The 22,433-nt window shown below is 71.6% G+C and carries 20 protein-coding genes and 1 pseudogene; 10 read left to right on the forward strand and 11 right to left on the reverse strand.

From position 1 onward, the window contains the following. Window positions 1–485, forward strand: a pseudogene (locus ATM97_RS05875) (sensor domain-containing protein); the annotation flags it as partial. 150 nt (window positions 486–635) lie between these two features. Further along, window positions 636–1,799: a DUF4192 domain-containing protein gene (locus ATM97_RS05880; protein WP_218716921.1), complete on the forward strand. Its 1,164-nt coding sequence runs from the start codon at window positions 636–638 to the stop codon at window positions 1,797–1,799. A gap of 19 nt (window positions 1,800–1,818) precedes the next feature. Here the strand turns inward: ATM97_RS05880 and galE are convergent, their stop codons facing one another. Then, a complete protein-coding gene (gene galE, locus ATM97_RS05885) occupies window positions 1,819–2,799 on the reverse strand; it encodes a UDP-glucose 4-epimerase GalE (protein ID WP_218716922.1) in 981 nt (326 codons plus the stop codon). A 3-nt stretch (window positions 2,800–2,802) separates the two neighbouring features. After that, window positions 2,803–3,489 carry a metal-dependent transcriptional regulator gene (locus tag ATM97_RS05890; RefSeq protein ID WP_218716923.1) on the reverse strand — a complete coding sequence of 229 codons (687 nt, stop codon included), beginning with the start codon at window positions 3,487–3,489 and terminating at the stop codon, window positions 2,803–2,805. 129 nt (window positions 3,490–3,618) lie between these two features. Between ATM97_RS05890 and ATM97_RS05895 the strand changes: the two genes are divergently transcribed. Both ATM97_RS05895 and ATM97_RS05900 read left to right on the forward strand, forming a co-directional pair. Then, window positions 3,619–4,860, forward strand: a complete 1,242-nt coding sequence (locus ATM97_RS05895; protein ID WP_218716924.1) for an acetoin utilization protein AcuC — start codon at window positions 3,619–3,621, stop codon at window positions 4,858–4,860. Continuing rightward, complete coding sequence (locus tag ATM97_RS05900; RefSeq protein WP_218716925.1) at window positions 4,853–7,600, forward strand: bifunctional GNAT family N-acetyltransferase/acetate--CoA ligase family protein; 2,748 nt, start codon at window positions 4,853–4,855, stop codon at window positions 7,598–7,600. The genes ATM97_RS05895 and ATM97_RS05900 overlap by 8 nt, the downstream gene beginning before the upstream one ends. Window positions 7,601–7,714: 114 nt before the next feature. On the opposite strand, the gene ATM97_RS05905 is transcribed toward ATM97_RS05900, so the two are convergent. The 3 genes from ATM97_RS05905 to ATM97_RS05915 form a co-directional block, all read right to left on the reverse strand. Beyond that, entirely contained in the window at window positions 7,715–8,683 is a 969-nt protein-coding gene (locus ATM97_RS05905) for a sigma-70 family RNA polymerase sigma factor (protein WP_022566390.1), read from the reverse strand. Window positions 8,684–8,853: 170 nt separating this feature from the next. Then, complete coding sequence (locus ATM97_RS05910; RefSeq protein WP_218716926.1) at window positions 8,854–10,371, reverse strand: methyltransferase; 1,518 nt, start codon at window positions 10,369–10,371, stop codon at window positions 8,854–8,856. A 215-nt stretch (window positions 10,372–10,586) separates the two neighbouring features. Continuing rightward, a complete protein-coding gene (locus ATM97_RS05915) occupies window positions 10,587–11,336 on the reverse strand; it encodes a VOC family protein (RefSeq protein WP_218716927.1) in 750 nt (249 codons plus the stop codon). A 201-nt stretch (window positions 11,337–11,537) separates the two neighbouring features. On the opposite strand from ATM97_RS05915, the gene ATM97_RS05920 reads away from it, so the two are divergent. Beyond that, the gene (locus ATM97_RS05920; RefSeq protein ID WP_308248388.1) at window positions 11,538–12,884 is read left to right on the forward strand and encodes an MFS transporter; all 1,347 of its coding nucleotides are present in this window, start codon (window positions 11,538–11,540) and stop codon (window positions 12,882–12,884) included. Here the strand turns inward: ATM97_RS05920 and ATM97_RS05925 are convergent. Continuing rightward, the gene (locus ATM97_RS05925; RefSeq protein WP_218716952.1) at window positions 12,855–13,214 is read right to left on the reverse strand and encodes a DUF3099 domain-containing protein; all 360 of its coding nucleotides are present in this window, start codon (window positions 13,212–13,214) and stop codon (window positions 12,855–12,857) included. The two genes, ATM97_RS05920 and ATM97_RS05925, sit on opposite strands and share 30 nt — an antisense overlap. Window positions 13,215–13,357: 143 nt before the next feature. Between ATM97_RS05925 and ATM97_RS05930 the strand changes: the two genes are divergently transcribed. Then, window positions 13,358–13,597, forward strand: coding sequence for a DUF3039 domain-containing protein (locus ATM97_RS05930; RefSeq protein WP_189024012.1), 240 nt, complete (start codon window positions 13,358–13,360; stop codon window positions 13,595–13,597). On the opposite strand, the gene ATM97_RS05935 is transcribed toward ATM97_RS05930, so the two are convergent. After that, window positions 13,567–14,574, reverse strand: a complete 1,008-nt coding sequence (locus tag ATM97_RS05935; protein WP_255587230.1) for a YihY/virulence factor BrkB family protein — start codon at window positions 14,572–14,574, stop codon at window positions 13,567–13,569. The two genes, ATM97_RS05930 and ATM97_RS05935, sit on opposite strands and share 31 nt — an antisense overlap. Before the next feature lie 313 nt (window positions 14,575–14,887). On the opposite strand from ATM97_RS05935, the gene ATM97_RS05940 reads away from it, so the two are divergent. Continuing rightward, the gene (locus tag ATM97_RS05940) at window positions 14,888–16,651 is read left to right on the forward strand and encodes a DEAD/DEAH box helicase (RefSeq protein WP_374104832.1); all 1,764 of its coding nucleotides are present in this window, start codon (window positions 14,888–14,890) and stop codon (window positions 16,649–16,651) included. Between the two features lie 8 nt (window positions 16,652–16,659). On the opposite strand, the gene ATM97_RS05945 is transcribed toward ATM97_RS05940, so the two are convergent. Beyond that, window positions 16,660–17,262: a TetR/AcrR family transcriptional regulator gene (locus tag ATM97_RS05945; protein WP_218716930.1), complete on the reverse strand. Its 603-nt coding sequence runs from the start codon at window positions 17,260–17,262 to the stop codon at window positions 16,660–16,662. A gap of 146 nt (window positions 17,263–17,408) precedes the next feature. Here ATM97_RS05945 and ATM97_RS05950 point away from each other — a divergent pair, with 146 nt between their 5' ends. Further along, window positions 17,409–18,143: an SDR family NAD(P)-dependent oxidoreductase gene (locus ATM97_RS05950; RefSeq protein ID WP_218716931.1), complete on the forward strand. Its 735-nt coding sequence runs from the start codon at window positions 17,409–17,411 to the stop codon at window positions 18,141–18,143. A gap of 36 nt (window positions 18,144–18,179) precedes the next feature. Here the strand turns inward: ATM97_RS05950 and ATM97_RS05955 are convergent, their stop codons facing one another. Together ATM97_RS05955 and ATM97_RS05960 are read right to left on the reverse strand one after the other, a co-directional pair. Further along, window positions 18,180–18,722 carry a hypothetical protein gene (locus ATM97_RS05955; protein ID WP_218716932.1) on the reverse strand — a complete coding sequence of 181 codons (543 nt, stop codon included), beginning with the start codon at window positions 18,720–18,722 and terminating at the stop codon, window positions 18,180–18,182. Then, window positions 18,722–20,470 (reverse strand): DEAD/DEAH box helicase, encoded by a 1,749-nt coding sequence (locus tag ATM97_RS05960; RefSeq protein ID WP_218716954.1) that lies wholly within the window; start codon window positions 20,468–20,470, stop codon window positions 18,722–18,724. Before ATM97_RS05960 ends, ATM97_RS05955 begins: the two co-directional genes overlap by 1 nt. Window positions 20,471–20,595: 125 nt before the next feature. Between ATM97_RS05960 and ATM97_RS05965 the strand changes: the two genes are divergently transcribed. Next, on the forward strand, window positions 20,596–21,354 hold the full coding sequence (locus ATM97_RS05965; protein ID WP_218716933.1) for a TetR/AcrR family transcriptional regulator: 759 nt from the start codon (window positions 20,596–20,598) through the stop codon (window positions 21,352–21,354). 93 nt (window positions 21,355–21,447) lie between these two features. On the opposite strand, the gene ATM97_RS34230 is transcribed toward ATM97_RS05965, so the two are convergent. Beyond that, the gene (locus ATM97_RS34230; protein WP_029903635.1) at window positions 21,448–21,642 is read right to left on the reverse strand and encodes a hypothetical protein; all 195 of its coding nucleotides are present in this window, start codon (window positions 21,640–21,642) and stop codon (window positions 21,448–21,450) included. Between the two features lie 401 nt (window positions 21,643–22,043). On the opposite strand from ATM97_RS34230, the gene ATM97_RS05970 reads away from it, so the two are divergent. Beyond that, window positions 22,044–22,415, forward strand: a complete 372-nt coding sequence (locus ATM97_RS05970; protein WP_218716934.1) for a DUF952 domain-containing protein — start codon at window positions 22,044–22,046, stop codon at window positions 22,413–22,415. The last annotated feature ends 18 nt before the right edge of the window (window positions 22,416–22,433 follow it).

The raw sequence follows: 22,433 nt of genomic DNA on the forward strand, positions 1-22,433 counted from the left end.
CGGCCGCGGCGGCGGGCGATCTGGACGGGGTGGGGGCGGGCGCCACCGTCCGCCCGGCGAAGTGCACGCCGCCGGACCCCGAGCCCGGCGCCGAACCGGCCGCGGTCGCGGTCGGCAACGACGACGCGAGCCGGGCCACGCTCACCGTCGAACTCTCGCGCACCACCGAGGCGCCAGCGCGCCTGCGAGACCGCCTCGCCGGGTGCGAGCAGATCCGGGTCAGCCGGGCGGGCGCGGAATCGACCGTCACGACCGTGCTCGACACCACGAGCCCGACGGGCGCCGACGACGCGGTGTCGTTGCGGCGCACTGTTGTTCCCGACGTCGGCGGGGCCGGGCTGACCCAGACCATGCAGACCACGATCGGGCAGATCGGCGACGTGCGGATCACGGTGACGTCGATGACCTTCGGCGCGGGCCTGCCCGACCAGCAGGCCGTCGCGGAGATGTTCGCGACCGCCGTGCGCCGGGTCCGCGGGGTCTGACCCGCGGCCCTAGCACGCGGGGGTGACAGGTTCGGTCCGGGCGCGACGCCGGGACCGGGATCGCTCCCCAGCCGCGGGGCCGTCAACAGGGCAGCACAACGCCCAGGTCGGGCGCCCGGTGCCGTCGGGGGCCACGGGCACGGTGGAGCCATGACATCGTCGACGAACTCCACCCGCCGGGCCACTCGCTCCGGACCCTTTCCCCGGGCACTCACCTGCGCCGAATCCACCCCCGGCTACCCCGCCGGACCACCGCAGCCGTCGCTGCGGGTGGACGATCCCGGCGAGCTCATCGCCGCCTTGCCCGCGATGCTCGGCTTCGTCCCCGAACGCTCGCTGGTCGTCGCCGTCCTGCACGAGGCGGCCCCGGGCGGGTCAACGGCGATCGAGGCGGTGGTGCGATTCGATCTGGACGCGCTCGCCGATCCGCACCGGATCGGCCAGTTCACCGCCTGCGTCGGATCGATCTGCCTGCGTGAGCATGCCGGCGGGGTGCTGGCGGTGTTCGTCGACGAGGCCGGGGGCGGGGTGATGCAGGCGCTTCGGGCCGCGTCGCTGCTCGAGGCACTCGGTGACGAGGGGATCGCCGTGTGCGGGGCCTGGTCGGTGCCCTCGATCGTGGCCGGGGCGCGCTTCCGCGACCTGTTCCATCGCGGCGCGGGCGGGGTCGTCGGTGATCCGGCGTCGTCGATGGTGGCGCTGTCCCACGTGCTCGACGGCAGACAGATCCGCCGCTCGCGCGGTGAACTCACCGCCCTGGTGCGGCCCGACCGACGACTGTGCGCCGAGGTGCGGCGCCGGCTCGGACCGGCCGTCGCGCGCTATCGCGGTGGCCTGTCCGCGGCGACACGGGCCGGGCACACGGCGGCCTATCAGCGCCGGGCGCTGGAATGGGTCCTGTGGCAGATCGCCGACGCCGCCTCCGGCGCGCCGCGTGCCGATCGCGAACTCGCGCAGCTGGCGGCCACGCTGCGCGACCGGCCGATCCGGGACGCGATGTACGGGCTGGCGCTGGGCGATCACGCCGAGGCCGCCGAACAGCTGTGGGCTCAACTCGCCCGGGCCACGCCCGGCGCCGACCGCGCCGAGGCCGCGGCACTGCTGGGCTTCAGCGCCTACCTGCGCGGGGACGGGCCGTTCGCCGGCGTCGCCCTCGCCGCGGCGGTGGAGGCCGATGCCACCCACCCGATGGCCGTGCTGCTGGAGACCTCGCTGCAGAGCGGGCTGCGGCCGGAACGGCTGCGCAAACTCGCGCAGTGCGGTCACCAGATCGCGGCTGATCTGGGGGTCGACATCGGCCCGCTCCACCGGTGAGGACGGCGAGCGGCGGAGATCAGCGCGCGCTGTGCGCCTTGTCGCCGAGCGACCGCAGGAATTCCCAGGCGTCGGAGACGATCTCGTCGAGATCGTTGTGCTCGGGCCGCCAGTCCAGCTCGGCGATCGCGCGGTCGCTGGAGGCGATGAGCACCGCCGGATCGCCCGGGCGGCGCGGCGCGTCGATCGCCTCGATCGGCAGGCCGGTCACCCGCTCGCACGCCGAGATCACCTCGCGCACCGAGAAACCGGTGCCCGAGCCGAGATTGAGGATCCGGTGGCTGCCGGGCTGCGACGAGGACAGCGCCAGCAGATGCGCCTGCGCCAGGTCGCGGATGTGGATGTAGTCACGCACGCATGTGCCGTCCGGCGTCGGCCAGTCGGTGCCGTAGACGGAGATGGCCTTGCGGTGGCCCAGCGCCACCTGCAACACGAGGGGGATCAGATGCGTTTCCACGACCCGGTTCTCGCCGAGACCGGCGTAGGCGCCCGCCACGTTGAAGTAGCGCAGGCTGGTCGCGGCCAGGCCGTGCGCCGCCGCGTAGGAGGTGATGGCGTGGTCGATGGCCAGCTTGCTCGCACCGTAGGGGTTGGTGGGGCGGGTCGGCGCCGACTCGGTGATCGGCACCTGCTCGGGTTCGCCGTAGGTCGCGGCGGTGGAGGAGAACACCAGGCGCGGGGTACCGGTCTCGCGGATCGCCTCGAGCAGGGTCAGCGTCTTGACGACGTTGCCGTGCCAGTACTTCTCCGGCTGCTCCACCGACTCGCCGACCAGCGACTGCGCCGCGAAATGCAGCACGCCGTCGAAGGATTCGGCGCGCAACAGCTCCGGCGCCGCGACGGCGATGTCGCCCTCGACGAAGCGGGCACCGGCCGGGACGCCGTCGGCGTTACCGGTCGACAGGTCGTCGACGACGACCACTTCGTTGCCCGCCTCGAGCAGGACTGCGGCGCACACGCCACCCACGTAGCCGGCGCCGCCGGTGACCAGAAGTTTCACGTATCAGACCAGCCTCACCTGGACGGCATGCGCCATCTCTTCGGACAGTTCGAAACCGTTGTGCCCCGGCACCGTGATCAGCACCGCGCCCGGCTTGGTCTCGACGGTGACACGCGCGTCGGGCACCACACCCGCCTCGCGCAGCCTGCCGATGACCTCAGGGTCGGTCTGGATGTGCTCGGCCAGCCTGCGCACCACGACGGCGTGCAGCGCGCCGTTGGGCAGGTCGGACAGGCGCACCAGCGTCTCCTCGGCAGCGGGGGTATCGCCGAGGCCGAGCTCGTCCAGACCGGGAATGGGGTTGCCGTAGGGCGAGGTGGTCGGGTGGTTGAGCACCTCGATCAGGCGCCGCTCCACCTCCTCGCTCATCACGTGCTCCCAGCGGCACGCCTCGGCGTGCACGTTCTGCCAGTCGAGGCCGATGATGTCGACCAGCAACCGCTCGGCGAGCCGGTGCTTGCGCATCACCGCGACCGCCATGGCGCGGCCCTTGTCGGTCAGCTCGAGGTGGCGGTCACCCGCGACGAGCAGCAGGCCGTCGCGTTCCATCCGCGCGACCGTCTGGCTCACCGTCGGACCACTCTGCTCGAGCCGCTCGGCGATGCGTGCCCGCAGCGGCACCACGCCCTCTTCCTCGAGGTCGTAGATGGTACGGAGATACATCTCCGTGGTGTCGACCAGATCCTTCACCTGTTACCCCTTCGTCGGCACGAATTCTACCCACGCGCGAACGCCCGTCCGCCCGCCGGACCGGCGGCCCTATTTCTACTGCATGTCAACGCGTCACGGGGGTCGCTGCTTCCGACTAGCGTGGCGAGCATGGTCACGCCGCCGCACAGCGAAGAGCCCGGGACCGTCGTGTGGACCGAGCGATTCCTCGGCTACACCTGGAGTCCGGAGCACCCGATGAAACCGGCGCGCCTGCAGTTCACCATGTCGCTGGCCGAAAGTCTGGGCGTGCTCGACGGTGTCGAGCCGTTGGCACCTGCCGCGGCCACCCAGGCCGACCTGCTGCGGGTGCACAGCAGCGCCTATATCGAGGCGGTGCGGCGCGCCGGTGACGGACCACCGACGCCCGAGGACACGATGTACGGCTTGGGAACCGCCGACAACCCGATCTTCCCCCGCATGCACGAGGCGGCCTCGGTCATCGTGGGCGGTACCCTCGCCGCCGCCGGGGAGATCGCGGCCGGGCGGACCCGGCGGGCGGTGAGCATCGGTGGTGGCATGCATCACGCCATGCCCGACGCCGCGGCCGGCTTCTGCATCTACAACGACGCCGCGATCGCGATCTCGTGGCTGCTCGACCACGGCTTCGACCGCATCGCCTACCTCGATGTCGACGTCCACCACGGCGACGGCGTCCAGCGTGCCTTCTACGCCGATCCACGGGTGCTGACGATCTCGCTGCACCAGCATCCGGCGACGTTGTGGCCCAACACCGGCTGGCCCACCGAGACCGGGCTCGGCGCGGCGGAGGGCACCTCGATCAACCTGCCGCTGCTGCCCGGCACCCGGGATGCCCAGTGGTTGCGTGGATTCCACGCGGTCGTGCCCGGCGCGGTGGCCGCCTTCCGGCCGCAGATCATCGTCAGCCAGTGCGGGGTGGACACCCATCGCGAGGACCCGCTGGCCGACCTGGAACTCACCGTGGACGGCCAGCGCGCGGCCTTCCTGGCGATGCGCGAGCTGGCCGACCGCCATGCCGAGGGCCGCTGGCTGGCCATCGGCGGCGGGGGGTACGGCGTGGTGCGGGTGGTACCGCGCGCCTGGACGCATCTGCTCGCCGCGGCTCTGGACCGGCCGCTGGCGCCGGAGACGCCGGTCCCGGCCGGCTGGATCGACCAGGTCCGCGCCGCCGCGCCCCGGGTGCAGCCGCCGACCAGCATGGGCGACGGCGGCGACACCGCCTACCTGCCCTGGGACGGTCCAGGCGGCACCCCGGAGGTCGGCGACGCGGGCCAGATCCGGGCCCAGCGGGCGATCGACACCGCGATCACGGCCACCCGGCGGGCGAGCTTCGCCCTGCTCGGGCTCGACCCGGAGGACCCTCGTGACTGAGCCGCTGCTGCCCGACACCCCCGATACGCCCGCGAATCCGCCTGCGCCACCCCAACACTGGTACGGCGATGTGCTCGCCTCCGACGGAGGCGTGGTCCGCGTGCGCCCGATCGTGCCCGCCGACGCCCCGGCGCTGGCCACGTTCCACGCCGCGCTGTCGGATCGCACCCGGTATCTGCGCTATTTCGGTCCGTACCCGCGGATCTCGCCCAAGGACATGTACCGCACCACCCATGTGGACTACCACGATCGGGTCGGGCTGGTCGCCCTGCTCGGGGACGCGATCATCGGCGTCGCCCGCTACGAACTGCTCGATCGTCGAGGCCCGCGCGCCGCCGAGGTGGCCTTCGTGGTCGCCGACGAGCACCAGGGCCGTGGTCTGGGCTCGGTGCTGCTCGAGCACCTCGCCGGCGCGGCGGCCGAGAACGAGGTGATGGCCTTCGTCGCGGAGGTGCTCGCCGAGAACGAGGCGATGATCACCGTGTTCCGCGACGCCGGCTATCAGCTGCAGCGCAGTCGGGACGGCGCCGAGGTGCACCTGGAGTTCGCGATCGATCCCACCGAAGCGCTGCGCACCGTGCGGGATGCGCGGGAGGCGGCCTCGGAGGCCCGCAGCGTCGGCAACCTGCTGGCGCCCGGGTCGGTGGCGGTGATCGGCGCCTCGCCTGAGCGGACCAGGGTCGGTGGCGCCGTGCTGGCGAACCTGCTCGCCGGCGGCTTCAGCGGGCCGGTGTTCCCGGTGAACCCGAACCGCCGATCGGTGCGAGGCGTGCGCGCCTACGCCACGGTCCGCGAGATCCCCGACGAAGTGGACTTGGCGGTCGTCGCGGTGCCTCCGGCCGCGATCGGGTCGGTGCTCGACGACTGTATGGCCAAGGGGGTGAAGGGCCTGGTGGTGCTCACGGCCGGCTTCGGCGAGACCGGGCCCGAGGGCCTGGCCGCCGAACACGAGCTGGTCGCCGCGGCGCGCGGCCACGGTATGCGGGTGGTCGGGCCCAGCGCACTCGGCATCGCCAACACCGACCCGGCGGTGGGCCTCAACGCCACCCTGGCCCCGGTGCTGCCCGAGCGCGGGCGGATCGGGTTCTTCTGCCAGTCCGGCCCGCTCGGCGCGGCGATCCTGGGGGAGGCCGCGGCGCGCAATCTCGGCTTGTCGACGTTCGTGTCGGCGGGTAACCGCGCCGATGTCTCCGGCAACGATCTGCTGCAGTTCTGGGACACCGCCGCCGATACCGAGGTGATCCTGCTGTACCTGGAGAGCTTCGGTAATCCGCGCAAGTTCTCCCGGCTGGCCCGGCGGGTGGCGCGGGGCAAGCCGATCGTGGCGGTGAGCAGCGGCAGGCTGGCCGCGGGCGCCGATATGGATCGCACGGTGGTGCGTGACCTGTTCGCCCAGGCCGGGATCATCCAGGTCGACTCCATCTCGGAACTGTTCGACTGTGCGGCGCTGCTGGCGTGTCAGCCGTTGCCGCGCGGGCCACGGGTGGCGGTGGTCGGCAACAGCGCCGCGCTGAACTGGCTGGCCATCGATGCCGCGCACGGCGAAGGCCTGCGGGTGCGCCGGCCCGCCTCGGTCGTGGATCGTGGACCCGGTGTGCGGCCGACCGAGCGCACCGTCCACAGCGCGCCGGTCGACGGGCCGGTGGATCTGGGCCCGGAGGCGACCCCGGCCGACTACCGGGAGGCGGTGCAGGCCGCGCTGCGCAGTGACGAGGTCGACGCCGTGATCGTCGTCGTGGCCCCGCCGGTGCCGGTACCGATGGCCGGCTTCGCCGACGCGCTGCGGGCGGCGGCCGCGGCGGCGCCGGGCAAGGACAAACCGGTGCTGACCACCTTCGTCGCCGAGTCGGGCATTCCGAAGCTGCTGGCGGTGCGCACGACCGGTGGCGCGCCGGCCAGGGGCTCGATCCCGTCCTATCCGGACCCGGAACGCGCGGCCAGGGCGCTGGCCCGGGTCGAGCGGTACGCCCGCTGGCGGGACCGGCCGGTCTCCCCGGTCGTGCGACCGCCGGGCATCGACACCGCGGCCGCGGCGGACCTGGTGGCGGGCTGGCTGGCGGATTCGGGTGGGCGCTGGCTCACCGACGAGGAAACGGTGCGGCTGCTGGGCTGCTACGGCATCGACGTGGTCGAGTTCCGGGCGGTGCGCGACGCCGAGCAGGCAGTGGCGGCCGGCGAGGAACTGGGCTATCCGGTCGCGGCGAAGGCCACCGGGGAGTTGTGGCGGCGCAGGCCGGACCTGCTCGGGGTGCGCCTGGACCTGTGGACGCCTGACGCGGTCCGCCAGGCCTACACCGATCTGGTCGAGATCTGCGGCGATCCGCTGCTGCACGTGCAGAAGATGGCGACCAAGGGCATGGGCTGTGTCCTGCGCGTCACCGACGACCCCTCGTTCGGTTCGGTGATCGAATTCGGGCTCTCGGGCCTGATCATCGAGTTGCTCGGGGACCGCGCGTTCCGCGCGCTGCCGCTCACCGCCGAGGAATCCGTGGCCCTGATCGAGGCGCCACGCGCCGCGCCGCTGCTGTCCGGTGGGCAGGCCGGACCGGCGGTCGACAAGGCGGCGCTGGCCGAACTGGCGCAACGCATCTCGGCCCTGTTCGACGACATCCCGCAGATGCGCGAGTTGTCCTGCGATCCGGTGCTCGCGGCGCCGTCTTCGGCCGAGATCATCTACGCGCGCGCCCGGATCGGCCCGGAGCCGAGCCGGTTCGACACCGGTCCGCGCCGACTGGCCTGAGCGGGGGTCCCCGACGAACAACGCCGACCGGCTCGCGACCCCGGAGGGGAGAGGTCGCGGACACCGGTCGGCGTTTCGGCAGACGACCCCGCGGGGCCGTCGGGTTCTCGGGGATCAGCTGGCGTAGGCGCGCAGCCGATCGGCGCGCTCACCCTTGCGCAGCTTGGACATGACCTCGCGCTCGATCTGGCGGACCCGCTCGCGGGACAGCCCGAACAGCTTGCCGATCTGGTCCAGGGTGCGGGGCTGGCCGTCGTCGAGGCCGAAGCGCAGACGGATGACCTGCTGTTCGCGCTCGTCGAGGGTGGCCAGGACGCTGCGCACGTCGTGGTGCAGCAGGCCGGCGATGACCGCGCTTTCGGCGGAGGTGGCCTCGGAGTCCTCGATGAAGTCGCCCAACGGGGCTTCCTCGTCGTTGCCGACCGGCATGTCGAGGCTGACCGGGTCGCGGCTGTGATCGAGCAGGTCGGCGATCTTCTCCACCGGGATGCCCGACTCGTTGGCGAGTTCGGCGTCGGTGGCCTCGCGGCCGAGCTGCTGATGCAGTTCACGCTTGATCCTGGCGAGCTTGTTGACCTGCTCGACCAGGTGCACGGGGAGCCGGATCGTACGGCTCTGATCGGCCATGCCTCGGGTGATGGCCTGGCGGATCCACCACGTGGCGTAGGTGGAGAACTTGAAGCCCTTGGCGTAGTCGAACTTCTCCATCGCGCGGATCAGTCCGAGGTTGCCCTCCTGGATCAGGTCGAGCAGCGGCATACCGCGGCCGGTGTAGCGCTTGGCCAGTGAGACGACCAGGCGCAGGTTGGCCTCGAGCAGATGCGAGCGGGCGGCCTGCCCCTCGCGGACCAGAATCGCCAGATCACGCTTGCGGGTCGCCGATAACCGCTTACCCGTCTCGAGCAGGTGCTGGGCATACAGGCCCGCCTCGATACGCTTGGCCAACTCGACCTCGTCGGCCGCCGTGAGCAGTGCCGTGCGGCCGATTCCGTTCAGGTACACGCGTACCAGGTCGGCGGCCGGGCTCTGGGCGTCGATATCGGACTCGCTGGGGCGCACACGAGTAGTGGCGGGGCTTGTCATGACTTGCCTCCTGTCGGTGGTGTCTCACTCCGATCAACGGACCCGACTTAGAGAAAGTTCCCGATCGCGCTGGTGATAAACCGCTCTGAGCTGCGTGTTCACACCTGTACGGCTGAGAAGTTCCTGAGAAGAGCACCGTGGCCGGAACTCGGCCCCCACCGCCGGTCGGCTCAGACGGGTCGCACCAATCCGTGGCGCACCAGACCGGCCACGACACCGAGTGCCTGGGCGGCGAACTCCGGGGTCACCTGGTCGGCGCCCTCGGCGAGGGCCAGCAGTTCGAGCAGTTCGTACAACGGCAGACCGTCCGGTCGCATTCCCGCGATCAGGGCCACCGTGGACTCGTCGACCTCGTGCTGCCAGCGCGGACCGTCGCCGCGATGCAGCCGCGCGACCTGCTCCTCCCACCCGTGCTCGCCGGGCAGATACACCCGTTCCAGGGCGGTGGCCGGGCTCGGGGCGAAACGGGAGGTCCAGGCGAGGCGGTCGTCGGCGGCCACGGCGCGCAGCCAGGCCGAGCGGGCGAAGTAGGCGGGCGCCTCGTCACCGAGCGGATCGTCGAAGCCGTGGGTGAGGTCCTCGGCCATCAGCTCGGTCGGCCCGTCGATGGCGTGCAGGTAGACGAACCCGAACCCGATGCCCTCGACATCGGCGGCCTCGAACGCCGCCAGCCACGCCTCGGCCCTGGCCTGGGCGGCCGGGTCGCGCGGGTCCAGCCCGGCGTCGCGCAGCCAGGTACCCACATAGAGTGCCGGATCGGCGACGTCGCGCTGCACGACCCAGGCGTCGACGCCGTGGGCGGGCAGCCACGACGACACCCGCTGCCGCCAGTCCTGGCCCTCGATATGCACCCAGGCGGCGAGCATGGCCGCGGTGCCACCGGGGGCCAGCAAGCCGGGCGCCTGCCCGATCACCAGCTCGCTGGCGCCGTCCAGCGCGAGCCCGGAGTCGCGGTAGGTGTGCTCGATGCGCGCGGGGCCCACCACGAACGGGGGATTGGCCACGATCTGATCGAAGGTGCGGCCCGCGACCGGCTCGAACCAGGACCCTTCGAGCAGTTCGATGTCGAGTTCGTTCAGCGCGGCGGTGGCCTCGGCCAGCCACAGCGCCCGGGAGTTGACATCGGTGGCGGTGACCCGGCCCGCGTAGCTCGCCGCGTGCACGGCCTGCACGCCGCAGCCGGTGCCCAGGTCCAGCAGGGTGCCCACCGGTTCGGTCGGCGTGGCGCGCAGCAGCGACAGCGAGGCGTGCCCGACCCCGAGCACATGGTCCTCGGTGAGGGTGCGCCTGCGCATCGAATCGTCGAGGTCGGACAGGATCCAGCGGGTGCCGGCGCCGGTGTCGAGCGGGCGCAGATCCAGTGCGGCCCTGAGCTCGTCACCGTCGCGGGCCAGCAGACCCGCCGCGACGGCGTCGTCGATCCGGACCGGCGACAGCGCGGCGGCGACCTCGCGTGCGGGCAGCGCGTCACCGAGCAGCAGCAGCCGGATCAGCGTGCCCAGCTCGCCCGCCGCACGTGCCACCCGGCGCACGGGCACCGGCTCGGAGCGGCCCAGCGCGGCGTGCACGTCGGGACCCAGCGCCTCCACCAGTGTGTCGGCGTCGTAGCCGACGCGGATCAACGCCGTGCGCAGGTCCGGGCACAGCGCGGTGAGCAGGGAACCGGTGGCGGTGGGGTTCGTAGACACCCGCCTACTGTGCCAGGGCGGCGCGTGCCCGGATCGACCAGCTACGGCCGCGTGTCGCGCGCCACGCCGGACCGTGCGACCGCAGGCCGTCGGCGGATGCGTCCCCCGGCGGGTGGTCGGCGGTGTCGCTACCCCCGCCCGGGTGATGCGCCCGGGGCACTCGGCCGCCGGGCGAACGCGCGACAGTGACGAAGGTGGGCCCGGTTGCCGCTGTGTCAGCCGGTATAGGGGTCACGGCCGGTGACGCAGTAGACCGCGGAACCGGGGTCGCGCAGCACGATCCAGCGTTCGCCGTCGGCGACCCGGGTGGCGCCCAGGGATTCGTGCCAGGCGGCGGTGGCGGCGATGTCCGAGGAGGCCAGGTCGGGGTGGGCGCCGGCGGGCCGGGCCTCGTCGAGACGCTGGAGCAGCAAGTGCAGCGGCTGGTCGGGGCCACGCAGGCGGGAGAATTCGGGGCGGCGGCCCGGCTGGTGGGTCCAGCCGGTCAGCGCTCGCCAGAACACGGTGTCGGTCGCGATGTCGGCGGGGGACAGGTCGAGGCAGATCTGATCGAGGCGGGTCACGGTGCCGTCCGGCGCGGTCGAGACGACGACCGGCGGCGGCGTCTCGTCCTCGGGCGCGGGGGCATCGGCGTGCACCGGGGTGAAGCAGAATGTCTGTCCGGCGGGCGATTCCAGCACCGTGTAGTCGCGTTCGACCGTGACGACCCGGGCGCCGAGATCGGTCGCGGTCGCCATCGCGGCGGGGATGTCGTCGACATCGAGATCGAGGTGGACGCCGCCGTCGCCACCGACGCGCTGCATCTTGAGCCAGGCGGGACCGGCGGCCGGGAGCAGGGTGACGAATTCGCCCTGCGCGCCACGAGGTTCGGACACGGTGGAGCCGGTGACCGTCGCCCAGAACCGGACGCAGTCGTCGAAACCGGCGGCGGGGCGGTCGAGAAAGGCCCACGTCCAGCGAATCATGCTGTCTCCGTTTCGAGATGGATCGGGTACGCGGTGGGGCCGACGAAGTACCGGCCCGGACCGGAGGTCCTGTCCGCACGGTAGGCGGCCGTGGGCGCGCTGTCGACCGTGATCACGCCGGACCGCGGGTTGGCAGGATATCTGCGAAAGATGTCATCGCGGCCACTCGTTCGTGCCGCGAGGTTCCGGCACCCTGTTCCGGTGACCGATCTCCGCGCACCCCTGCCGCCCGCCGGCGACGACCCGGCCGAGGGCGCCCCGGCCGTCCCCGACGCCACCGATCGGCGCGGTCGCGCCCCGCACCCGGCCTGGATCGTGGCGGGCGTCGGTTTCGTCGCCCTGCTCGGCGCCGCCGCCTTCCGATCGGTGCCCAGCGTGCTGATCGACCCGCTGCACGTCGAGTTCGGCTGGTCACACGCGACGATCTCGGCGGCCGTGTCGCTGAACATGCTGCTCTACGGGGTGATCTCACCGTTCGCGGCCGCGTTGATGGATCGCTTCGGCATCCGCCGGGTGGTGTGCGCGGCACTGGTGCTGATCGCGGCGGGCAGCGGGCTGACGGTGTTCATGACCCAGGCCTGGCAGCTGGTGGCGACCTGGGGTCTGCTGGTCGGAGTGGGCGTCGGCTCGATGTCGATGCCGTTCGTCGCCACCATCACCGGCCGCTGGTTCGTGCGCAGCCGCGGTCTGGTCACCGGCGTGCTCACCGCCGCGGGCGCGACCGGTCAGCTGGTGTTCCTGCCCCTGGTCTCGATGCTGGCGCACGCGCACGGCTGGCGGCTGCCCGCGGTCATCGTGGCGGCCGTGGCACTGGTTGTGGTGCCGCTGGTGTGGCTGTTCGTGCGGGACTACCCGAGCGATGTCGGGGTGCGGGCCTACGGCGCACCCGCGGGATCGGACGCGGGGGTGCGCGTCGCGGTCGCCGGTGGCGCGAGCCGGGCGCTGCGGGTACTGGCCTCGGCTGCGCGCAGGCCCGGATTCTGGCTGCTGGCAGGCGGCTTCGCGGTATGCGGCGCCTCCACCAACGGCCTGGTCGGCACGCACTTCGTGACCGCGGCCCACGACCACGGCATGCCGCCGACCACCGCGGCGGGCCTGCTGGCGCTGGTCGGGATCTTCGACGTGGCGGGCACCATCGCCTCGGGCTGGCTCTCCGACCGCGTCGATCCGCGCTACCTGCTGCTCGGGTACTACTCGCTGCGCGGGCTCTCGCTGCTGATCCTGCCCTCGCTGCTCGGCCCGCACACCCAGCCGAGCATGTGGGTGTTCGTGGTCTTCTACGGCCTGGACTGGATCGCCACCGTCCCGCCGACCGTGCTGCTGTGCCGGGAACTGTTCGGCGCCGACGGGCCGATCGCGTTCGGCTGGGTGTTCGCCGCCCATCAGGTCGGCGCGGCGATCGCGGCCACCGGCGCGGGTCTCATTCGCGACCTGCAGGGCTCCTACGACCTGGCCTGGTACCTCGCCGGCGCGCTGTGCGGCCTGGCGGCGCTGATGTCGATGCTGGTGCGGCGGCCGTCAGCCGTCGATGGCCTTGTGCGGACGTGAGTCCAGCGCGATCTGGTTCGCGCGGCCGTCCCAGCGGCTCGGCTCGTCCTTGGTGCGCGGCGGACGGTCGTTGGCGATGAGCACGGCGATCCACGGCAGCGGCACCGAGGCCACGATGATCAGAATCGAGATCAGCGGGTTCTCGAACGCGCTGTAGGCGACCGCGGCCAGGATCAGGCAGGGGATGCGGAAGGCCATGATGATCGTGTAGCGGCGGACGCGGGCGCGATGCTGGTCGTCGAGTGACGGCGCGGCCTCGGTGATGAGCACCGGGTGCTTGGCGTCGGCGCCCGGGAAATAGCCGCGCGAGGAACTCGGCGCGGCGGGCATCGTCACCTCCGGGTCCGGTGTCGGCTCGTCGGCGCCGGGGGTGTCGCCGTGGGACTGCATACCCCGAGTCTTCCACTCGCCGCCGACGAACGCACACGCGGCTGGTCAGCGGTGCGCGCTCGGGATGCGGCATCATGGAAGGCGTGAGTACAGACACTCTGGTACGCCCGGAAACCACGACCGACGAGACGACCGGCGACGACGTCCCCAAGTTCTTCCACTACGTGAAGAAGGACCGGATCGCCGAGAGTGCCGTGATGGGCACGATGGTCGTCGCGCTGTGCGGCGAGGTCTTCCCGGTGACGCGTTCGCCCAAGCCGGGCTCACCGGTCTGCCCGGACTGCAAGAAGGTCTACGACGGCCTGCGCAAGGGCGGCGACTGAGCGGGTTCGGTGATCGGTGTGGTCGGCGCCTCGGGTGAGGCGTCGGCCGCTTCGTCGCGTCCGTCGTTCTCGCGTTCGTCGTCGTCACCGCGGACCTGATTGCTGAACCATTCCTTGACCTGCTCCATCCGGGTGGCCCTGGCCGGCCAGAATTCCTGCACCGCGGCGTTGAACTCCGCGCCGAGAATCACCGCGAAGCCGAGGAAATAGGTGAACAGCAGGAACGCGATCGGGGTGGCCAGCGCGCCGTAGCTGACGCCGGTGGCGGTGATCCAGGCCAGATACCGGCGCAGCAGATCGCTGGCGCCCATGAAGAACACCCCCGCCACCAGTGCGCCGCCGAAGAGCCGGTGCCAGGGCAGCGACTTGTGCAGGGCCAGCTTGTAGAGCGTGGTCAGCCCGACGATCAGCAGCAAGCCGACGATCGGGTAGTAGAACGTGTCGATCAGGCGCAGGCCGGGTTCGCGCCAGGCCTCGGGCAGCACCCGGCCGATCCGGGTGGGTCCGAGCGCGATCACCGGCAGGATCAGCACCGCCGCGACCAGGAACTGCACGTACAACAGCAGCGCGAAGATCCGCTGCCAGACCGGGTGCCGGGCGTCCTGCTGGTCGTGGGCCTCCACGATCGCGTCGACGAAGGTCGCCATCGCCGAGGACCCGGCCCACAGCGACAGCACGAAGCCCACCGACACCACGGCGCCGCGGCCGCGGCCCAGCACGTCGTCGACGGTGGGTTCGATCAGGTCGGAGACGACCGACGGGCTGAAGAACTCCCGGCTGAACGCGATGATCTTGGCCTCCACGATCTGCACCGTGTCGGGCCCGAACAGCCCGCCCACGTAGCCGAGGCTGCCGAGCAGGCCGAGCAGCAGCGGCGCGAGCGAGAGCGTCTGCCAGAAGGCGGCGGCGGCCGACTTGGCGAAGATCGAGTTGTTCCAGCACTTCTGCGACACCCGGACCACCAGCCGCCACACCATGAGCAGCCACCGCACCACCCGGGTGTGTTCGCGGGGACGTTGCCCGTCGGCCCCGGCCGCGGTCACTGGCTGCGCGGGTAGACCGCCGGGCAGGGGTGCCTGCGGCGGGTGTGCCGCATCGGCTGCCCGGATCTGGTCGTTGCTCATCGTGTCTCCAGCATCCCGCACCTCGGCGGTCCGCGTGGTGCGGGCCGGGCATCGTGTCGGCGGGTAACAGGTAAATGGCCGGTGACCTCGGGCTGTGTTGTGATGCCGGTCGCCCACCCCGCGTCGGTTTGGCGACACGCCGCATCGGGCGGCTAGGGTCGTCTGCGTGACTGGGTCGGGTGGCGTCGCTGCGGCGAGAGAAGCGGGTACACCGGGCGATGCGGCCGCGGGGGGTGCGCCGGGTGGCTCCCTGCGCGCCTGGCAGCGGCGCGCGCTCACGAAATACCTTGCCACCAAGCCACGTGACTTCCTCGCGGTCGCGACCCCCGGCGCCGGTAAGACCACCTTCGCGCTGCGGGTAGCCGCGGAGTTGCTGGCCGATCGTACGGTCGATCAGGTGACCGTCGTCGCGCCGACCGAGCACCTCAAGCACCAGTGGGCCGCCTCGGCCGCCCGCTCCGGCATCCAGCTCGACTCGCGCTTCTCCAACAGCACCGGCGGCACCTCCGGCGACTATCACGGCGTCGTGGTGACCTACGCCCAGATCGCAGCCCATCCCGCGCGGCACCGGGTGCGCACCGAGAACCGCCGCACCCTGGTGATCCTCGACGAGATCCACCACGCGGGCGACGCCAAGAGCTGGGGCGAGGCCACCGAGGAGGCCTTCGGCGACGCGACGCGCAGGCTCGCGCTGACCGGAACCCCGTTCCGCAGCGACGATTCCAAGATCCCCTTCGTCACCTACGAGCCCGACGAGGCCGGCTTCCCGCGGTCGCGCGCGGACCACTCCTACGGCTACGCCGACGCCCTCGCCGACGGCGTCGTGCGCCCGGTGGTCTTCCTGGCCTACTCCGGTGACGCGCACTGGCGCGACAGCGCGGGCGAGGAACACACCGCCCGCCTCGGCGAACCGCTCAGCGCCGAGCAGACCGCGCGCGCCTGGCGCACCGCCCTGGACCCGGCGGGCGACTGGATCTCGGCGGTGCTGCGCGCGGCCGACACCCGGCTGCGCCAGCTGCGCGCCTCGGGCATCCCCGACGCGGGCGGCCTGGTGATCGCCACCGACCAGGAACGTGCCCGCGACTATGCCGAACTGCTGGAACACATCTCGGGCGAGCGGCCCGCCGTGGTGCTCTCCGACGACCCGCAGTCCTCGAGCCGTATCGACGAGTTCGCCAAGGGCACCCAGCCGTGGATGGTCGCGGTGCGCATGGTGTCCGAGGGCGTCGACGTGCCGCGCCTGGCCGTCGGCGTGTACGCGACGAGCGCGTCGACCCCGCTGTACTTCGCTCAGGCCATCGGCCGGTTCGTGCGTGCGCGCAAGCCCGGCGAGACCGCCAGTGTCTTCCTGCCGTCGGTGCCGGTGCTGCTGGACCTGGCCGCCCAGCTCGAGTTGCAGCGCGATCACGTCATCGGCAAGCCACATCGCGAGAAGAACGCGCTCGACGACGAGCTGCTCATCGACGCGAACAAGACCAAGGACGAGCCGGGCGAGGAGGAGAAGTCCTTCGTCGCCCTGGCCGCCGACGCCGAGCTCGACCAGGTGATCTACGACGGCTCGTCCTTCGGCACCGCCACCATCGCCGGCAGCGACGAGGAGGCCGACTACCTGGGCATCCCGGGTCTGCTCGACGCCGACCAGATGCGCGCGCTGCTGCGCGAGCGGCAGACGCGTCAGCTCGCCGATCGCAGTGCCCAGGAGGCCGTCGCTCCCGCGCCCGCAGCGGTCGTCGAACGGGTCGCGACGTCGGACAAGCTGGGCGAACTGCGCCGGGAACTCAACAGCCTGGTCGCGATGCACCACCATCGCACCGGCAAACCGCACGGCGTGATCCACGGCGAGCTCCGTCGCGAATGCGGTGGCCCACCCACGGCATTGGCCACCGCCGATCAGCTGACCGAGCGCATCGCCGCCCTGCGGCGTCAGTAGCGCGTCGGCTACGTCGTCGACGCCGCGAGTACCTCGAGGGCGCTGTCGACGGCGGCGCTGAGCTCGGCATGGCCGACGTCGTCTCTGGCCTGGATCGAGAGCCCGTAGAGGACGGTGCTGTACAGCGCCGCCAGCGCGGCGGTGTCGGTGCCGGGCCGCAGGTCGCCGTCGGCGACGCCGCGGTCGAGCCGCGCCCGGATGTCGGCGGTGGTGTGCCGGCGGGCTTCGGCGAGGAATGCGCGGACCGAGGCGTTGCGCGTGGTGTAGGTCGCGCCTGCCAGGACCACCATGCAACCGTGCGGCAGCTCGGGATCGGTGTAGACGGTGATGTTGTCGCGCAGCATCGCCTCGATGGCGGTGTAGGCGGTGGGTTCCTCGCGCAGGGCCCGTGCCGTGCGTGACCCTTCGGTGCGGCCGTAGAGCTCGACCGCGGCGCGGAACAGGGCTTCCTTGTCGCCGAAGGCGGCGTAGAGGCTGGGGGAGTTGATGCCCATGGCGGTGGTGAGGTCGGCCATCGAGGCGCCGTCGTAGCCGCGCTCCCAGAACACCTCCATGGCACGCCGCAGGGCGATGTCGCGGTCGAAACCGCGCGGGCGGCCGCGTTCTGCCATGGCGAACCTTTCTGTGTCGACCGACAAATATACCCCTGCGCCGCAGGCCGGTGAATTCTGTGTCGATCGATAAGAAACTCTTGACGCGCCCCGTCGTCGTGCGCTTGGCTATTTGTGTACTGATCACTACACAAAGGAGCGAACCGATGACGAGCAGCACCGTGGCCCTGGTGACCGGCGGCAGCCGGGGGATCGGCGCCGCCATCGCCCGCGCACTGGCGGGCGCGGGCGCCGACGTGGCGTTCACCTATCAGCGCGACGAGGTCGCCGCGAAGGTCGTCGCCGCCGATATCGAGGCGCTGGGCAGGCGGGCCGTGCCGATCCGGGCCGACAGCGCCGACGCCGAGCAGATCGTCGCCGCGGTCGACCGCACCGCCCGGGACCTGGGCGGGCTGGACGTGCTGGTGAACAACGCGGGCATCTTTCCGGCCAAGCCGTACGGGGAATTCGGGCTCGACGAGATCGACCGCACACTGGGTATCCACGCCCGCGCCCCGTTCGTCGCAGGCCAGGCCGCGCTGGCATATCTGGGCGAGGGTGGACGGATCATCTCCATCGGGTCGAACCTGACCGATCGCGCGCTCTTCGGCGGCCTGGCGCTCTACAACCTGAGCAAGTCGGCGCTCAACGGCTACACCAAGGCGCTGGCCCGCGAACTCGGCCCGCGCGGGATCACCGTCAACTTGGTGCAGCCGGGACCCACCGACACCGACATGAACCCGGCGGGCAGCGATCACGCGCCGGTCCAGCGGGAGTTCAGCGCGCTGGGCCGTTTCGGCACGCCCGAGGACGTCGCCGATCTCGTCGCGTTCCTCGCCGGTCCCGCCGGGCGGACCATCACCGGCGCGGTGATCACCATCGACGGCGGCACCAACGCCTGAGCGGGCCGGCAGACCGCCCGGCGCCGCCCCGATGTGTCAGACCGCGAAGAACCGCGTCGGATCGAGAGCATGGACGCTGGTCCAGCGGTGCTCCTGGACGGGTGCCTCGGTGTCGTCGGTCGCGTCGAAGTAGCCCTGCAGCTCCAGGGCGAGCCGCGGGTTCTCGTCGACCTGCCGGGCGATCGTGTACAGCACCGCGAGGATGTGCACGCACCGGGCGGTGCGCGCCGAGCACGAGCAGTCGGTGCCGGCCAGGGCCGGAGCAGGCGAGTGGCCCACGTCCAGCAGCGCACGGTGCATCTCGTCGGTGATCACCGAGGGGTCGGGGATCGTGTGCGCGATCGTGGTCACCGCGGCCCGCGTCAGCGGCACCACCTCGACATGGGCGATCGAGGCCTGACCACCTCGATGCAGATGGGCGCGGACCGTGCGCCCCTCGATCTCGGTGCGGACGCCGTGATTGCGGGCGATGCTGCGGGCGCGGGGCAGCAGCGGTTCCGGCTTGGTCTGGCGCAGCGGCTCGGCCAGCCGGACCCAGTCCCGGCCCCAGGGCGTGAAGCCGAATTCGTTGTCGGGCATCAGTTCGCTCGCTTCCGGCGCAGGATGTCGACCAGCGCGTCGTCGTCGAGGCGGGCCAGTTCGGCGATGCCGGCCGCGTCGGACAGGTCGGTCAGCGCCGACTTGCGGGTGTGCATGGCGGCGATGTGCTCCTCGACGGTGGTCGAACTGGTCAGCGTGGTGACGGTGACGGTGCGGGTCTGCCCGATCCGATGGGCCCGGTCGGAGGCCTGCGCCTCGACGGCCGGATTCCACCAGCGATCGAAGTGGATCACGTCGGCGGCGCGGGTGAGGGTCAGGCCCGTGCCCGCGGCGCGCAGGCTCAGCACGAGCACCGGTGGACCGTCCGGTGATTGGAACGCGGTGACGATCCCGGCCCGCTGGTCGGCGTCGAGCCCGCCGTGGAAGAACGGCGCGGTGACGCCGAACTGTTCGGCGAGATGGCGCACCAGCAGCTCGCCGGTCGCCCGGTACTGGGTGAAGAGCAGGGTGGGGTCGCCGGTGTCGAGATTGGTGGCCACGATGTCGGTGCAGAGGTCGAGTTTGCCGGAGCGCCCGGCGAGTTCGTCCAGATCGCCGGAGACCAGCCCGGGATGGTTGCACACCTGTTTGAGCCCGGTGAGCGCGGCGAGCACGCGGCCCTGACGCTGCAGACCGGACCCGAAGCCCTCGTCGAGCGCCTCGGCGAGCACCGCGTCGTACACCCGTTCCTGCTCGGCGGTCAGATCGCACAGCAGGTCGCTGTGGATCTTCGCCGGCAGCGACGCCGCGACCTGGAGCTTCTTACGCCCGAGCACGACCGGTTCCACCGCGTCGCGCAACCGGGCCGCCGCCGCGGCCGATCCCTCCTCGATCGGTTTGACGAACCGGCGCCGGAACTGGGTGCGGTGGGCGAACAGTCGCGGCACGGTCAGGTGCAGCAGCGCGAACAGCTCGTCGAGATGGTTCTCCACCGGCGTGCCGGTCAGCGCGACCTTGGCGTCGGCGGGGAGTGCCTTGGCGGCCCGCGACACCTGGGTGCGCGGATTCTTCAGTGCCTGGGCCTCGTCGAACACCACGGTGGCCCAGGAGGTCTCGGTCAACGCGGCCCCGTGCAGGCGCAGCGTCGGATATCCGGTGACCACGATCGTGCCGGGCGCGGCGGGCACCTCGCCGCCGCGCCAGGACACGGCGGTCAGATCCGGCGCGAACCGCGCGATCTCGTGCACCCAGTTGCCCACCAGCGAGGTCGGGCATACCACCAGTTGCGGCCCGTCGGCCCGGCCCCGCAGGAACCCGATGGTCTGCACGGTCTTGCCGAGACCCATCTCGTCGGCCAGTACCGCACCGCCGTAGGCGGCGACGGTCTCGCGCAACCAGCTCACCCCCCGTACCTGGTAGGGGCGCAGGGTGGCGTCGAGCAGCCCGGCCAGCTCGACGGCGGCCACTTCGGTCTCCCGCAGTACCCGGACCGCCCGCTGCGCCGAGCAGACCGCGGTGCCGACGGCATCGGGGACGGCATGGGCGGCGACGGGCAGGTCGGCGGCCGCGTCGGGTCGGACCTCGGCGTCCGGGCCGAGCAGGGCACGCCACGCCAGCGTCGACGGCGCGAGGTCGACGGCGGCCAGCGCGGCCAGCTCGGTGGGTGTCACCACGGCCGCCGGGATCTCGGTCGGCTCGATCGCGCCGCGCTCGCCGACCGGCAGCGCGAGGGTGAGCCGTTCCTGGTCGCCGACGTCCGTCGGCGCGGGACCGGCGCCGTGGCCGGTCCAGGTCCACAGGGCGAACAGGTGACGGTCGGGGAGATAGGTGGCCTGGGTGGCGGGCAGAGCGGTCTCCTCTGATCGGGCAGCACGAACGACCTAACAACGTACACTGTACTGAGTTTGTTCCCGACCGCCAGAAAGGACGGCGCGTGCCCACCGACGGCGACGAATCCACCGCACAGGCCACCCGCATCCTCGAACTGCTGTGGCGGCACGCCCTGCCGGCCAAGCCGGGCGCGCGCGGCCCGAAACCCGGTGTCACGGTCGACGCGGTGGTCGCCGCGGGCATCGCGCTGGCCGACCGGGACGGCATCGAGAAGCTGACGATCCGCGCGGTCGCCGCCGAACTCGGGTTGCGCGCCATGAGCCTCTACACCTATGTCCCCAGCAAGGACGCGCTGCTGGTGCTCATGGTCGACGCCGTCGCCGCCGACGACCCGCCGATCCCGGCCGACCTGCCGATCCGCGACCGGATGATCGCCGTCGCTACCCGGATCCGGTCCGAGCTGATCGCCCATCCCTGGCTGCTGGGGGTCTCGCCGTGGCGGCAGGTCCTCGGCCCGGCCAGGATGCGCCGCTACGAACGTCAACTCGCCGCGATCGAGGGCATCGGGCTCGACGACCTCGCGATGGACCGCGCGATCGCGGTGCTCACCGACTTCGCCACCGGCAACGCCCGCCTCGCCGTCGCGGCGGCGGGCGCGACGGCCCAGCTCAGCGACGCGGACTGGTGGCAGGTGCACGGCCCCCTGCTGGCCCAGGTGATGCCCGCCGAGGAGTTCCCGCTGGCCGGGCGCGTCGGCACCACTGTCGGCGAGCACTACCAGGCACCGGCCGATCCCGACGGTGCCTTCGTCTACGGGGTCGCGACGCTGGTCGACGGCATCCTCGCCGACGCCGCGGGCTGATCCCGGACACGCAACAGCGGGCGTCCGGATTCCGGATCGCCCGCTGTCGGGTGTTCTGTTGTCAGATGTTGTTGTTTCGGACGCGAGGAGTGGTCAGAGAGCGGGAGCGGATTCCGTGTCGATCACGGCTTCGAGCTCGCGCAAACGGTCCATGTGTTCATTCGCGTGGTGCTGGCAGAAGAGCAACTCGCCACCCGCGGGAAGAACGGCACGCACTCGGGCAGCCGCCCCGCAACGATCGCAACGATCGACCGCGGTCAGTGGGGTGCTGGTCAGGGTTCCTGGCATGACTCCTCCGTCCCGGCTCCCGGCGCTGCGTGGCCGTTCGCCTAGGTGTGGGCCCCGTGGTCACTCCACGTGGCTCGCGTCCGCTACTTCCCAGCAGGGGTACGACTACTTTGTCAGACGTTCGGGGTTCAGGCTTTGTTCCCGGAAGTGAATCTTTGTGTTTTCGATAACACGACCTGCGGTTTCGCTGAAAGCGAACATGTGCTGGTCGTGGTCACGAGCCCTCGCCGACCACTCGCGGTGCCGTCGCTGCCACCTCCCACTCGCTCCTGTCACTCACCGATATGTCGCTCGCTGCGGTGTTGCTCGTTACGTCCCGAGCGACCTCGAAGTGCGCCGTACCGATCATCCTGTGACAGGGTCGTGAACGTCCGATCCTGTTGTCTACCCGGAGATTACCCGTGACGTCCGACACTCACACGCTGGTTCACCTGTGTACTTCCCAAGAATGGGACGACGCACAACGGGCAGGCGAGCGCCGACCGCCCTCGCTGTCGGAGAGCGGCTTCGTGCACCTGTCCACGCCCGCTCAGGTCCATCTGCCCGCAAACCGGCTCTTCGCGGGCCGCACCGACCTCGTGGTGCTGTGGCTCGACCCGGCCCGGTTCACCGGCGAGGTGCGCTGGGAGCCGGGCGTGCCGACCGATCCGGCCTCGATGTTGTTCCCGCATCTTTATGCCCCGCTGCCCGTCGCCGCCGTGCTCGAGGCCGCCACGTATTTGCCGGGACCGGACGGCCGCTTCGATACGCCCCGGCGCGGCACAGTGGCGTAGGCCACATCGGCGCGGGGT

It is taken from the genome of Nocardia sp. MH4, assembly GCF_019266065.1.
GTDB lineage: Bacteria > Actinomycetota > Actinomycetes > Mycobacteriales > Mycobacteriaceae > Nocardia > Nocardia canadensis.

Excerpts from the sequence above, each read along its gene's own strand:
- ATM97_RS05880 (WP_218716921.1), top strand. The coding sequence starts at position 636 with ATGACATCGTCGACGAACTCCACCCGCCGGGCCACTCGCTCCGGACCC.
- ATM97_RS05895 (WP_218716924.1), top strand. The coding sequence starts at position 3,619 with ATGGTCACGCCGCCGCACAGCGAAGAGCCCGGGACCGTCGTGTGGACC.
- ATM97_RS05905 (WP_022566390.1), bottom strand. The coding sequence starts at position 8,683 with ATGACAAGCCCCGCCACTACTCGTGTGCGCCCCAGCGAGTCCGATATC.
- ATM97_RS05915 (WP_218716927.1), bottom strand. The coding sequence starts at position 11,336 with ATGATTCGCTGGACGTGGGCCTTTCTCGACCGCCCCGCCGCCGGTTTC.
- ATM97_RS05925 (WP_218716952.1), bottom strand. The coding sequence starts at position 13,214 with ATGCCCGCCGCGCCGAGTTCCTCGCGCGGCTATTTCCCGGGCGCCGAC.
- ATM97_RS05935 (WP_255587230.1), bottom strand. The coding sequence starts at position 14,574 with ATGGTGTGGCGGCTGGTGGTCCGGGTGTCGCAGAAGTGCTGGAACAAC.
- ATM97_RS05945 (WP_218716930.1), bottom strand. The coding sequence starts at position 17,262 with ATGGCAGAACGCGGCCGCCCGCGCGGTTTCGACCGCGACATCGCCCTG.
- ATM97_RS05950 (WP_218716931.1), top strand. The coding sequence starts at position 17,409 with ATGACGAGCAGCACCGTGGCCCTGGTGACCGGCGGCAGCCGGGGGATC.
- ATM97_RS05955 (WP_218716932.1), bottom strand. The coding sequence starts at position 18,722 with ATGCCCGACAACGAATTCGGCTTCACGCCCTGGGGCCGGGACTGGGTC.
- ATM97_RS34230 (WP_029903635.1), bottom strand. The coding sequence starts at position 21,642 with ATGCCAGGAACCCTGACCAGCACCCCACTGACCGCGGTCGATCGTTGC.